The 13,220-nt window shown below is 70.3% G+C and carries 11 protein-coding genes; all 11 read left to right on the top strand.

The genetic code is table 11. The features are described 5' to 3' along the window. Window positions 1-242 precede the first annotated feature (242 nt). Complete coding sequence (locus tag DLJ59_RS24945; RefSeq protein WP_425271457.1) at window positions 243-938, top strand: hypothetical protein; 696 nt, start codon at window positions 243-245, stop codon at window positions 936-938. Window positions 939-1,086: 148 nt separating this feature from the next. Then, entirely contained in the window at window positions 1,087-1,551 is a 465-nt protein-coding gene (locus DLJ59_RS24940; protein ID WP_112677951.1) for a DUF948 domain-containing protein, read from the top strand. A 28-nt stretch (window positions 1,552-1,579) separates the two neighbouring features. Beyond that, window positions 1,580-1,885 carry a hypothetical protein gene (locus tag DLJ59_RS24935; protein WP_124775048.1) on the top strand — a complete coding sequence of 102 codons (306 nt, stop codon included), beginning with the start codon at window positions 1,580-1,582 and terminating at the stop codon, window positions 1,883-1,885. After that, entirely contained in the window at window positions 1,882-4,560 is a 2,679-nt protein-coding gene (gene alaS / locus DLJ59_RS24930) for an alanine--tRNA ligase (RefSeq protein WP_124775046.1), read from the top strand. The genes DLJ59_RS24935 and alaS overlap by 4 nt, the downstream gene beginning before the upstream one ends. A gap of 72 nt (window positions 4,561-4,632) precedes the next feature. After that, complete coding sequence (gene ruvX, locus DLJ59_RS24925; RefSeq protein WP_112677948.1) at window positions 4,633-5,091, top strand: Holliday junction resolvase RuvX; 459 nt, start codon at window positions 4,633-4,635, stop codon at window positions 5,089-5,091. Continuing rightward, complete coding sequence (mltG, locus tag DLJ59_RS24920) at window positions 5,091-6,284, top strand: endolytic transglycosylase MltG (protein ID WP_124775044.1); 1,194 nt, start codon at window positions 5,091-5,093, stop codon at window positions 6,282-6,284. Before ruvX ends, mltG begins: the two co-directional genes overlap by 1 nt. Window positions 6,285-6,478: 194 nt before the next feature. Then, entirely contained in the window at window positions 6,479-7,309 is an 831-nt protein-coding gene (locus tag DLJ59_RS24915) for a shikimate dehydrogenase (RefSeq protein ID WP_244236213.1), read from the top strand. A gap of 195 nt (window positions 7,310-7,504) precedes the next feature. After that, on the top strand, window positions 7,505-9,211 hold the full coding sequence (locus DLJ59_RS24910) for a glycoside hydrolase (RefSeq protein WP_124775040.1): 1,707 nt from the start codon (window positions 7,505-7,507) through the stop codon (window positions 9,209-9,211). A 222-nt stretch (window positions 9,212-9,433) separates the two neighbouring features. Further along, on the top strand, window positions 9,434-11,371 hold the full coding sequence (locus tag DLJ59_RS24905; RefSeq protein ID WP_124775038.1) for a hypothetical protein: 1,938 nt from the start codon (window positions 9,434-9,436) through the stop codon (window positions 11,369-11,371). Window positions 11,372-11,502: 131 nt separating this feature from the next. Beyond that, complete coding sequence (locus tag DLJ59_RS24900; RefSeq protein ID WP_124775036.1) at window positions 11,503-12,018, top strand: acyltransferase; 516 nt, start codon at window positions 11,503-11,505, stop codon at window positions 12,016-12,018. Further along, window positions 12,011-13,220, top strand: a 1,210-nt coding sequence (locus DLJ59_RS24895) for a YveK family protein (RefSeq protein ID WP_124775034.1), incomplete at its 3' end; no start/stop codon positions are given. The genes DLJ59_RS24900 and DLJ59_RS24895, both read left to right, overlap by 8 nt.

The following is a 13,220-nucleotide window of genomic DNA, read 5'->3' as shown; positions in this document are numbered from 1 at the left end:
GGCCGGCCGGTCCGGCCCGTGCCGCTGCGCCGGTCGGTCGAGCCGCGCCGGCCGACCGGGCCGCCGGACGTGCCCTGCCCCCGCATCGAGAGCCCGGTCGTGCCGAGCCGAGTGGTGTCGCGCCCGTGCCGCCGCCCGGACGCGCCGGTGAGCCCGTCGGCGTCGCCCGTGCCGCTGCCGTGGTGCCCTCCGCGTCCGACCCGGTCGACCGGCCGGCACCGGAGCCCGCCGACGGGCCGGCGCTGCGCTCGGCCGGCCAGGACCTGCCGGACGACGACGCCGCACCGGGTGCCCGTTCCGAGGAGCGCCGGCAGACCCGGGAACGACGCCGCCTGCGCGCGGCGGTGTTGGCGCTGGTCAGCATCGTGCTGCTCGGCGCGGTGCCGCTCTTCTTCGGCATCCGGACGCTGAGCCGTGACCCGGTCTTCGACAACCTGGACCAGCTCAACGTGCCCGGTTGGGCCGCCGCGAAGACTGTCGACGACGTCAGCGGCAGCCGGTGGTGCCTGCTCGACTGCCGGCTGCGGGAGCGGACCGTGACCTCGGAGAAGGCGCCCGAGGAGACGGCGCAGGTCTACGAGGACGCGCTGCGTCAGGACGGGTGGCGGCCGTGGAAGGTGAGCCGCTGCCCGGAGCAGCAGACGAAGGGCAGCTACACCTGCTGGCGTCGCGACGAGCTGACCCTCGACCTGTGGGTACGCGAGCCGACCTGTGTGCCGCCGCCGGTGGACGGCGAGCCGGCAGTCGTGCCGTCCGACGACCCGTCGGCCGCTGCGACCGAGTGCACCGGCTCGTTGGTGTCGGTGAAGGTGCGCAATGCGATCGATGACGAGCGGACCAGGCCGCAGCCGACCACTGACCCGTCACTGACCGGTGAGGATCCGTTCCCAACGGTCAGTGCGGATCCGCTGGGTGAGCTGACACCCTCACCGTCCTGAGCCGGTCTCCATCACGGACGGTAGGGTCTGGGGCTGGCGGCACGCCCGCTACCGGTGAACGCCGACGGCTCGGCGGCCGGTACGGGTGCCATGGTTGTGCGTTCCGGGGACGTCGGGTCCTGCGGAACTCTGCTTGAGGAGGACAGGCATGGGCGACATTGGAGCGATCGCGGCGCTGATCGCGGCATCCGCGTTCGCGGTGCTGGTGCTCATCCTGACGCTGCCCATCCTGCGGCTGCGGCACACGGTTGACGCCACCACCCGCATGATCAACGACCTCAACGATCGGACCGCGCCGCTGCTCGGCGACGTGAACACCACTGTGAAGAACGTCAACACCGCGCTGGAGCAGGTGCAGACCTCGCTCGACGGTGTGAACCTCCAGTTGGCGAAGGTCGACACCATGACCAGCCACGCGCAGAACGTCACCGCCAACGTTGCCAACCTGGCCACCGTCGTCTCTGCCGCGGCCGCCAACCCGTTGGTCAAGGTGGCCGCGTTCGGCTACGGCGTGCGTAAGGCCGCCGCCGGCCGTCGGCACGCCGAGACCGAGCGCGAGGTACGCGACACCATCAAGCAGCAGCGACGGGCCGCGCGACGCGGCAACAGCTGACCGGCCGGGACCAGGAGGGTAGCGGGACATGAGGCGCTTGTTCTGGCTCGGCATCGGGGTGGCCGTCGGTGTGGTCGTGGTGCGCAAGGCCACCCGGACCGCGCAGGCGTACACGCCAGCGGGCATCGCCGGGTCGCTGACGGAATCCGCTGGCGGGCTCGTTCAGTCGCTGCGTAGCTTCGTGGAGGACGTCCGAGTCGGGATGGCCGAACGCGAGCAGGAGATCCACCAGGCGTTCGCCCAGGGCGAGGCGTTCGACGATCAGTTCGCCGAGCTGCGGGAAGACCCGCGGATTGGCGATCGAGAAATCTTTCCGGAGGAACACCAGCGATGAAGACGGCGGAGATCAAGCGGCGGTACCTCGCGCACTTCGAGGCGAATGGCCACACCGTGGTGCCGTCCGCTCCGCTGCCCGCCATCAGCGACCCGAACCTGCTGTTCGTCAACGCCGGCATGGTGCAGTTCGTCCCGTACTTCCTGGGTCAGCAGACTCCCGCGTACCGGCGGGCGGTCAGCGTGCAGAAGTGCATCCGCACCCCGGACATCGACGAGGTCGGCAAGACCAGCCGGCACGGCACGTTCTTCCAGATGAACGGCAACTTCTCCTTCGGTGACTACTTCAAGGCCGGGGCGATTCCCCTGGCGTGGGAGCTGTCCACGAAGCCGATCGCCGAGGGTGGTTACGGTCTGGATCCGGAGCGGATCTGGCCGACGATCTACCTCGACGACGACGAGGCGTACGAGATCTGGCGGTCGGTGGGGGTGCCCGCCGAGCGGATCGTGCGTCGGGGCAAGGCGGACAACTTCTGGTCGATGGGCATCCCCGGGCCGTGCGGCCCGTCGTCGGAGCTGTTCTACGACCGGGGCCCGGAGTACGGCCGTGAGGGTGGTCCGGCGGTCGACGAGGACCGCTACATGGAGTACTGGAACCTCGTCTTCATGCAGTTCGAGCGGGGTCCGGGAACCACCAAGGAGGACTACCCGATCCTGGGTGACCTGCCGGCGAAGAACATCGATACCGGCATGGGCCTGGAGCGGATGGCCTCGATCCTGCAGGGTGTCGACAACCTGTACGAGATCGACGAGGTCCGGCCGATCCTCGCCCGAGCGGCGGAGTTGACCGGTAAGCGGTACGGCGCGCACTCCGGGCATGTGGCCAGCGAGTCGCACCCGGACGACGTGCGGCTGCGGGTGATCGCCGATCACGTGCGGACGGCGTTGATGCTGATCGGCGACGGGGTGACCCCGTCGAACGAGGGCCGCGGGTACGTGCTGCGCCGGATCATGCGTCGGGCGATCCGGTCGATCCGGCTGCTCGGCTGGCAGGAGCGGGCGCTGCCCGAGCTGCTGCCGGTGGCCCGGGACTGCATGTCCCCGTCGTACCCGGAGCTGGCGACCGACTTCGACCGGATCGCGGATTACGCGTACGCGGAGGAGGAGGCGTTCCTGTCCACCCTGCGTGCCGGCACCACGATCCTGGACACCGCGATCGCGGAGACCCGCACGGCGGGTGGCTCCGCGCTGTCCGGGGCGAAGGCGTTCCAGCTGCACGACACGTACGGCTTCCCGATCGATCTGACCCTGGAGATCGCCGCGGAGCAGGGCCTGACGGTCGACGACGAGGGTTTCCGGCGGCTGATGGCCGACCAGCGGACCCGGGCGAAGGCGGACGCGCAGGCCCGCAAGACCGGTCACGTCGACCTGTCGGCGTACCGTTCGGTGCTCGACGCGGGTGGGCCGGTGACGTTCACCGGGTACAGCGAGGTGTCGCGCGAGTCGACGGTGCGGGCGCTGCTCGGCGTTGACGGCCCGCGCCAGGCGGCGACCGAGGGCGACACCATCGAGCTGGTGCTGGACACCACCCCGTTCTACGCCGAGGGCGGTGGCCAGCAGCCCGACCAGGGCATGATCACGGTTGGTGGCGGGCAGGTCGAGGTGCTCGACGTGCAGCAGCCGGTGCCCGGCTTGATCGTGCACCGCGCCCGGGTGATCCGGGGCGAGGTACGCGCCGGTGAGGCCGGCTTCGCCGAGATCGACACGACTCGGCGGCGGGCGATCTCCCGATCGCACACCGCCACGCACCTGGTGCACCAGACGATGCGGAACTTCCTCGGCGAGTCGGCCACGCAGGCCGGGTCGCTGAACGCCCCCGGTCGGCTCCGGTTCGACTTCAACACCCCGACCGGGGTGTCGCCGAGCGTTCTGCGTGACGTGGAGCAGCAGGTCAACGAGGTGCTCCTGGCCGACCTGGAGGTGCACGCCTTCATCACCTCGTTGGAGGAGGCGCGGCGGATCGGCGCGATGGCGCTCTTCGGCGAGAAGTACGGCGAGGAGGTGCGGGTCGTCGAGGTGGGTGACTACGCCCGGGAGTTGTGCGGCGGCACGCACGTGGCCCGCTCGGCCCAGCTCGGCCTCGTGAAGATCCTCTCCGAGTCGTCGATCGGCTCCGGTGTCCGCCGGGTCGAGGCGCTGGTCGGCATGGACGCCTTCAGCTTCCTGGCCAAGGAGCACCTGTTGGTCTCCCGGCTGGCCGAGCTGTACCGGGTGCCCAACGATCAGGTTGCCGACCGGGTGGAGCAGACCGTCACCCAGTTGCGCGACGCCGAGAAGGAGCTGGAGAAGCTGCGGGCCCAGCTGGTGCTGGGTGGCGCGGCGGCGCTCGCGGCGCAGGCCAAGGACGTGCGCGGGGTCGCGTACGTGGGCACCGAGGCGCCGGAGGGTGCGGCCGGCAACGATGTGCGCACCCTGGCCCAGGAGATCCGCGGCAAGATCGACCCGGCGCGGCCGGCGGTCGTCGCGGTGGCGGCGCGGTCGAACGGCAAGGCGTCCCTGGTGGTGGCGGTCAACGCGGCGGCGCGCAGCCGAGGGCTGGCGGCGTCGGATCTGGTGAAGGCGGCGTTCTCCGGGCGCGGCGGCGGCAGCCCCGACCTTGCCCAGGGCGGCGGCCTGCCCGCAGCCGAGGCGCCGAACCTGCTGCTCACCGTCGAGAAGGCGATCACTGAGGCGTGATACATCATCACTGTGAGTCAGGGCGGACCATCTGGTCCGCCCTGGTTCGTACCCGGACGGTGGTGACCGTCGGTGGCTGAGCTGACGCGCGGTGTGCGCATCGGTGTGGATGTCGGCCAGGTGCGGGTGGGTGTCTCCCGCTCGGACCCGGACGGGATCTTGGCGACGCCGCTGGTCACCCTGGCCCGTGATCTCACGGCGGCGCCGGACGCGGTGCCGAGCGACCTCGCCGAGCTGGCCGCGTTGGTGGCCGAGCACGAGGCCGTCGGGGTTGTCGTCGGCCTGCCGGTCAATCTCGCCGGCAAGCACGGCCCTGCGGCCGTCCACGTGAAGGCGTACGCTGACCGACTGGTCGATGTGATAGCGCCTGTCCCGGTAACGCTCACTGACGAGAGGATGTCGACCGTGGTCGCTTCTCGTAGGCTTGCCGAGCGTGGCGTCCGAGGTAAACGTCAACGTGCGGTTGTCGATCAGGCGGCCGCGGTGGAGATCCTGCAGAGCTGGCTGGACGCGCAGCGGAGGCGGACGTAATGATCGACGATCTGGACCTTGGGTTCGACGAGCCGGAGCGGGGGGAGAAGGGTCGGCACCGGCGCGGCTTCCGTAAGCGCAAGAGCGGGTCCGGCGGCGGTCGGGGCAAGACCTTCCTTGCACTGCTGATGGCCCTGCTCCTGTTGGGCGGCATCGGCGGCGGCGCGTTCTACGGCTTCGACCGCATCCAGAACTACTTCGTCACCCCCGACTACGACGGCAGCGGGGCCGGTGAGGTCACCGTCGAGATCAAGAACGGTGCGCTGCTCGCCGACATGGCCGACGCCCTGGTGGCGGCCGACGTGGTGAAGAGCCAGAAGGCCTTCATCGAGGCGGCCGACGCCAACTCCCGCAGCAAGAACATCCAGCCGGGCACGTACAAGCTGCGCAAGCAGATGAGCGGCGCGAATGCCGTCACCGCGATGCTCGACCTGAAGAACAAGATCGTCAACGGGTTGACTATCCCCGAGGGCCGCACGAGCTTCAACATCTACAAGCTGCTCTCCGAGAAGACCAAGATCCCGGTCAAGGACTTCCAGGCCGCCGCGAAGGACCCGGAGGCGCTCGGCGTCCCGGACTGGTGGTTCAAGCGCGACGACGGCAAGAAGAGCGTCAAGTCCGTCGAGGGTTTCCTCTTCCCGGACACCTACGAGATCCCCCCGAAGTCCACCGCCGAGAGCATCCTCAAGCTGATGGTGAACCGCTTCCTCTCCGTCACCGGTGAGATGAAGTTCGCGGACCAGGTGCAGGAGAAGCGCAAGGTCAGCCCGTACGAGGCGCTGATCGTGGCCTCCCTCGCTCAGGCCGAGGCCGGTAACAAGGACGACCTGGGCAAGGTCGCCCGGGTGGCCTACAACCGGGTGTACGGCGAGTTCCCCTGCAACTGCCTGGAGATGGACGTCACTGTCAACTACTACCTGGAGTCGATCGGTAAGCCGACCAAGTCCTCCAAGCAGATGACCGAGGCCGAGCTCAACGACTCGAAGAACCCGTACAACCGCAAACTGCCGGGCATGATCCCCACCCCGATCAACAACCCCGGCAAGGAGGCCCTGGAAGGTGCGATGAACCCGCCGCCCGGCAAGTGGTTCTTCTTCGTGGCGATCGACAAGCAGGGCCACTCGGAGTTCGCCGAGACGCCGGAGCAGCACGAGCGCAACAAGGACAAGGCCCGGGAGGCCGGCATCATCTGACCTCCGGCCGGGGGGTCGCAGAGCGGAGTCAGGGCCCGCAGCGGGTGGTTCGCCGCGGGCCCTGACCCGTCGTTGTCGGGAGGACTCGACAGATGGTCGGGAAACCCGCCCGGTGTCCGACCGGGTCCAGGGGGCGGCAGGTGGGCGTGTTGAATGGATCGGGTGAGGATGGTTCCGCCTGTCGAGGAGCGCCGTTGACCGCGTCGGTGCACCGGGCGGCGGTGCTCGGCAAACCGATCGCGCACTCGCTCTCCCCGGTGATCCACAATGCCGGGTACGCCGCGGCCGGGTTGACCGGGTGGTCGTACACCCGGATCGAGTGCTCGGCGGCGGAGCTGCCGGATCTGGTCGGCGGCCTGGGGCCGGAGTGGGCCGGTCTGTCGGTGACCATGCCGGGCAAGGAGGCGGCGCTCGCCGTGGCCGACGCCGCCTCGCCGGTCGCCGTCGCCGTCGGCGCGGCGAACACGTTGGTACGCCGTCCCGACGGCTCCTGGTATGCGGACAACACCGACGTCGCCGGCATGGTGCACGTCCTCACCGACGCCGGGGTGACCGCCGGTGCCGCCGTGACGGTGCTCGGTGCCGGCGGGACGGCCCGCGCCGCGTTGGCCGCCGCCGCGCAGCTGGCCTGCTCGTCGGTGACGGTGGTGGCCCGCCGACCGGAAGCGGTCGACGAGCTACGGCCGGTGGCCGACGCGCTGGGTGTCGCCCTGACGCCCGCGCCCTGGGCCGATGCGCCCCGGCGCCTCGGCACCGCCGATGTGGTCGTCTCCACGGTGCCGAAGGGGGTCGCCGACCCGCTGGCCGGCGCGGTGGCCTGGCGGCCGGGCGCGGTGTTCTTCGACGCGCTCTACGACCCGTGGCCCACCCCGCTGGCGACCGCCGCCGACGCGGCCGGTTGTCGGATCGTCTCCGGTCTGGATCTGCTGCTGGCCCAGGCGGTCGGGCAGTTCGAGCAGTTTACCGGGATGCCCGCGCCGAGGACGGCGATGGCCGCCGCGCTGGCTGCCGCTCGCGCCGCCTGACGGACCGAACAGGCAGTCCGGAACAGGCGGACTCCACATCGAGGTCGCCGCAGCCGCAGGTGAAGCCCTGATTCTCCCCGGGGCGGTTCCTTAGCTGACGGTTAAGACGCGCTTACGGGAAACTGTCCTTCCGGCGCCGTGTGCTGGTCATCGATACGCTGCTCACCGTTATGGACGCAGACACAGGGAGTTTCCTTGACCAGGCACGGACTGCACCGCATCACCCGGTTCCGTTCCGGACCCCGGCGTAAGGCAATTGCCATCGGCGTGGTCGGCGGTTCGGTGGTGGCCGGCATCGTGGCGACCATGATGCCGCTGTTGGCCAGCGACGACCTGTCGATCCGGGCGGCTGCGGACACCACCGCGACCGCGGTGCCGCAGGACGGTGACAACGCGGCCAAGACGACCCTTGCGACCTGCGCGACGCGCTGCGACGGCAACCCGCGCGGTGGCCGCGAGGCGGTCATCGAGTTCGCGGTGACCACGCTGCCGGCCGCCGCGGTCAACGTCCGGGCGACGCTGCGGGTGCACGCCTGGCAGCAGTTCGCCGCCACGGTGACGGCGTACGCCTCGCCGCTGAGCGCCCGCGAGTCGCGGCCTCCGCTGACGCCGGCCGGTGCCGCACTGGACAGCGTGACCAGTGTGTCCAAGGGCGTCAACGAGTGGGACGTCTCCAAGTTGGTCACCGGCAACGGCACCTGGACGGTCTCCCTGGCGCAGAGTGGCCTGGAGAGCCGGATCTACTGGGCGTCGGTCGAGAACCGCAACCCGGACCTGCGGCCCAGCCTGATGATCAGCTACGACCTCGGGGCCCGGCCGTCGCCGGTGACGACCACCCGGCCGGCGCCGCCTCCGTCGCCGAGCGTGTCGCCGACCACCGCCTCGCCGAAGCCGTCGCCGACCATCGCCCCGACCCGGACGGCGTCGCCGAGCCCCACCGGCACCCTTCCGGCCGGCAAGTGCGGGTCCGTCTCGGACAAGCTCGTCCCGTCCTGTGGCGCCTGGTGGGGCATGTACTCACCCGCCGGGGCGGCCGGCGGCTGGGACCACGGCAAGGCCGTCGCGGACGTGGAGGCGCAGGTCGGGCGCAAGTTCGACATCGTGCACCGCTATCACGACTTCTCCAACTCCGGCAGCAACGGCGCCTTCCCCGACGTGTACGAGTCGCAGCAGATGCGCGAAGGCCGCCTGATGTTCTTCGCCTGGGAGTCCCGTGACTTCTCCGCCGGCACGACCCTCAAGTGGTCCGATGTGTACGGCGGCAAGCAGGACGCGACCATCGACGCGGTCGCTGGTCGGATCCGGGCCGCTGGTGTACCGGTGTTCATCGGCTTCGACCACGAGCCGGAGGACGAGCCGAACAAGGGCAGCGACGCCGACTTCGTCCGTGCCTGGCGCTACGTCCACGAGCGGTTCGCCAGCGCCGGCGCGACCAACGCGGTGTGGGTCTGGACGATGATGGGCTGGTCCGGGCACTACTCCCGGTACGCCGGTCTGTACCCCGGTGACCGGTACGTCGACTGGGTCGCCTACGACCCGTACAACTTCCACGTCTGCAACGGCAGCACCGTGTGGAAGAGCCCGAGCACCACGGTTGGTGGCTTCTACCGGTGGCTGGACGACAACGGCATCGGCGCCGGCAAGCCCCGGATGCTCGCCGAGTTCGGCACCAACTTCAACTCCGCCGATCCGGGCGCCAAGCAACGCTGGTTCCAGGACTTCCCGGCGGCGCTGAAGGCGCATCCGAAGATCAAGGCGGCCATCTACTTCAACTCGGCCGGCATGACCAGCCGCACGTCGACCTGCGACATGACGATGAACCACGACGCCGCGGCGGTGGCGGGCTTCGCGCAGGCCGGCAAGGACCCGTATCTGCGGCAACCCACCGGAGGTAGCCGCTGACGACCCGAATGAACTGACAGGGCGGCGTTTGCCGGGGGATCGGGCGGCCGATCCTCCGGCGTTCTGTCGGCTTGCGGATTCATGCACCGCCCAATCGGCGGATTTTGTTAACCAGCTTGGAGGAGGCACGCTACCTCGGGTTCTCATCCAATCTGGAGGCGCAGCGTGCCCATACTCTCGCACTTGTGGCGTTCCGCAGGACAACGTCGTACTCGGGCGGGGATGGTCGCGTTGGCGATCATCGCCGCAGCTCTGGGCGTGCCCACGACCGCGTCGGCCGCAGTGGTACCGGTCCCGGCGACGGCGACCCTGGTGTCGGCGAACCCCGCCGACGCGACCCCGCACGCGCGAGACGGTGAAACCCGTGCCTTCGCGCAGGTCGGCAACACGGTCTTCGTCGGCGGCAGCTTCACCCAACTTCGGCAGACCGCCAGTTCCGCGTGGATCACGCAGCGTTACCTCTTCGCGTACGACCGGACCAGCGGCACCATGTCGACCACCTTCCTGCCGGTGCTCGACGGCGCGGTCAACACCCTCGTCGCCGGGCCCGGCGGCACGCTGATCGTCGGCGGCGCCTTCAAGAACGTCAACGGCGTCTCCCGGAAGAACCTGGTGGCGCTCAACCCGTCGACCGGCGCGATCGTCGACAGCTGGGTCGGCCGTTCCGACGGCGGCACGGTCCGCGACGTGGCGCTCTACGGCAACTGGCTGTACGTGGCCGGCGCGTTCAACTGGCTCAACGGCACCGCGCACGCGGGTCTCGGCCGGCTCAACGCGACCACCGGCGCGATCGACCCGAGCTTCAGCATCGACGCCACGGTGGGTCGGCACAGCACCACCTCGTACGTCTGGACCATCGACGTCTCGCCGGACGGCAACACCCTGGTCGCCGGCGGCAACTTCACGCTCGTCAACGACCTGCCGCGCAATCAGATCGTGTTGGTGGACGTCTCCGGGACGCCCACGGTGCTGGACTGGAGCACCGACAAGTTCGTCGCGCCGTGCGCTTCGCCGGCGACCTTCGTGCACTACGTGCAGGACGTGAAGTTCGGTGGCGACGGCAGCTGGTTCGTGGTCGGCAGCAACGGCGGCGCCGGTTGGCCGGCCGCCTACTGCGACGCCCTGGTCCGCTTCGAGACCGCCACGCGGGGCAGCGGCCTGCTCGCCACCTGGGTCGACTTCACCGGCAACGACACCATCACCTCTGTCGAGGTGGCGGACAACGTCATCTACCTGGGCGGGCACTTCCGCTGGCTGAACAACCCGAACGCCAGCGACAAGGCCGGCACGGGCGCGATCGACCGGCTCGGCATCGCCGCCGTCACTCCGGCGACCGGCATGCCGGTGAACTGGAACCCGCGCCGCAGCGGCAGCGCGTCGATGCCGTCGGGCACCAGCAACTGGGGTTCGTCGGTGCCGGTGCTGTGGCGTGGCTCGGACGGCCTCTACTTCGGGCACAACTCCGATGGCATGGGCGAGGAGTACCACGGTCGGCTCGGCATGTTCCCGCTCGCCGGCGGACGCACGATCGCCCCGAAGAACCCGCCGTCGGCCACCAGCGGCAACCTCTACCTGGGCACCGCCTCGGGCACCCTGGCGAAGGTGCCGTTCGACGGCACCGCGCTGGGCACCGCGACCACCGTCAGCCAGCCCGCGTACACGGCGGCGGGTGCGACCTGGCGGGTGGACGACCGGATCTACTGGTCGCACACGGTGGCCGGTACGCCCACCGGCAGCCGGATCGACGTCTCGCTCTTCAACGGGGGCGCGATCGGCTCGCCGTGGGAGGCGTCCGGCTACAACGACTGGTACAACCCGGCGTTGCTGACCGGCGCCTTCTTCCTCGACGGCCGGCTCTACTACACCCGTACCGGGGCGAACAGTCTTTTCTACCGCTACTTCGAGATCGACGGTAACTACCTCGGCGCTACCGAGTTCACCCTGCCGACCACCGGGCAGAGTTGGTCCGGGATGCGGGGCATGGCCTGGGTGAATGGCCGGATCGTCTACGGGGCCACCGATGGCAACCTGCGGAGCGTGGCGTTCGACCCGACGGCCGCACCGGCGGCGGTGGTCAGTGGCGCCACGGGATTCGTGGTCGCCACCGCGACGCCCGAGTTGTCCTGGTCTACCCCATCGACGTTCTTCTCCGTAGAGTAACGGTCAACCGTTCGTAACGGAGCATCGGTAGATTGTTCACGTAGGGCCGGTGGCGGCTACCACCGCTGCCGGCCCCGCGACGTGGGGGAGGCTCGTTGCTCGGCGCCGCTGGCAACCGAACAAGACGCGCGGTGCGTCTGGTCTTCGCGGTCAAACGCGGCTGGTACCAACTCCGCTACCGGCGGTTGACACTCGGCCGGGACGTGGAGATCCGTGGCCGAATCCGGCTGCGCCGCGGCGTACGGGTGACCATCGGTGACCGCACCCGGTTGAACAAGCTCGTTCGCTTCGCCGGCCCCGGCGAGGTACGCGTCGGCGCGGACTGTCTGCTCAACGCCACCTGGATCGGCACCTGGACGTCGGTGACCGTGGGGGACCGGTGCCTCCTGTCGGACTGCGAGCTGCTCGACAACGACTTCCACAACCTGCCCCCCGAGCAGCGGCACGCACCGCCGGGCCCGCTCACCCGGGCCCCGATCGTCCTCGAGGACAACGTCTGGGTTGGTGCGCACGCCCTGGTCCTGAAGGGCGTGCGGGTCGGGCGGGACAGCGTCGTCGGCGCGGCGACGGTGGTCCGCGCGGACGTACCACCCGGCGTCGTGGTCGTCGGCAATCCTCAACAGACGGTGAAGAAGTTCCATGACTGACGCAGCGCCCGCCCCCTGGCCCACGGACGGCCCGTCCTCCGGCACCTCGCGTACCGTGACACTGACCGACCTGCTGCAGGTGCCGATGCACCGGTTGCGGCTGGTGGTGGCGGTGGCCATGGTCGGTCTGCTCGCCGCGCTCGGTTACGTGCTGCTGGTGCCGGCGGCGCTGTCCGCGAGCGCCGTGGTCGCGGTCCGGCCGGTGGTGACCGACGCCTTCACCCCCAGCGGCGCGGGCGCCGACCGCGCGGTCAACATGAACGTGGAGAGCGGCATCGCCACCGGCACCGAGGTGGTGCAGCGGCTCGCCAACTCGGCCGGCGGTGACCCGCGGGACATCCGCGACGCGCTCGAGGTCGAGGTGCCCACCGGCGGGCAGATCCTGCGCTTCACCTACCAGGCGCGCGACGCGCACCGGGCCGTGCAGAGCGCCAACATGGCCGCCGAGGCCTACCTGAGCGTGCGCCGGACCATGTACGAGCAGCAGCGCGCCGAGATGCTGCGCTCCTACGACGCCAGCATCACCAAGGTCGTCGCCCAGCAGACCGCGTTGCAGAAGCGGGCGAACACCGCCAAGGACACCGCCGCCGGTGACGCGCTGGTGGCCGAGCTGGCGGGGATCAACAACCAGCTCACCCAGCTCAACGCCGCCCGTACCGAGATCGCGGCCGTCGACGTCAACCCCGGTTGGGTCACCCAGACCGCCGAGAAGGCGCTGGTCACCTCCGCCGGGCACCGGCTGCTCTACCTGGTCGCCGGCCTGCTCGGTGGCGCGCTGATCGGCATCGTGCTGGCGTACCTCTGGGAGTCGACCGACCGGCGGGTCCGCTCGGTCGCCGACGGCCGGGAAGCCTCCGGCCTGCCGCTGCTCGGCACGGTGCGCCGGCCGGCGTTCCGGGGCAGCCCTCGGGCGGTCGACGCCGACGTCCGGTACGTGGCGATGGCGGTCGCCGAGCGGGTCCGGCAGCCCGCCCGGGTGGCGCTGGTCAGCGCCCGGGAGGACTCCACCACGCTCACCGCCGGGCTCGCGGTGGCGCTCGCCGTCGACGGCCGGGAGGTCTTCGTCGCCGACGACAGCGGACGGATCGAGCGGCTGCGTGCCATCGTGCTCGCCGACCGGGGACGGCTGCCCATCGACCCGTCCCGGCCGTTGGTGCCCAAGCCCCGGCCGGCCGGCAGCACACCGGCAGCCAGTGCCGCCA

Origin of the sequence: Micromonospora inaquosa (assembly GCF_003857055.1) — a bacterium.
GTDB classification, from domain to species: domain Bacteria; phylum Actinomycetota; class Actinomycetes; order Mycobacteriales; family Micromonosporaceae; genus Micromonospora; species Micromonospora inaquosa.
The sequence above is the reverse complement of the archived record's forward strand: the minus strand, read 5'-3'. Positions and strand labels throughout refer to the sequence as shown.

What these genes read in the sequence shown, in the direction of transcription:
- DLJ59_RS24940 (WP_112677951.1), top strand. Translation starts at nt 1,087, where the DNA reads ATGGGCGACATTGGAGCGATCGCGGCGCTGATCGCGGCATCCGCGTTC.
- DLJ59_RS24935 (WP_124775048.1), top strand. Translation starts at nt 1,580, where the DNA reads ATGAGGCGCTTGTTCTGGCTCGGCATCGGGGTGGCCGTCGGTGTGGTC.
- alaS (WP_124775046.1), top strand. Translation starts at nt 1,882, where the DNA reads ATGAAGACGGCGGAGATCAAGCGGCGGTACCTCGCGCACTTCGAGGCG.
- mltG (WP_124775044.1), top strand. Translation starts at nt 5,091, where the DNA reads ATGATCGACGATCTGGACCTTGGGTTCGACGAGCCGGAGCGGGGGGAG.
- DLJ59_RS24905 (WP_124775038.1), top strand. Translation starts at nt 9,434, where the DNA reads ATGGTCGCGTTGGCGATCATCGCCGCAGCTCTGGGCGTGCCCACGACC.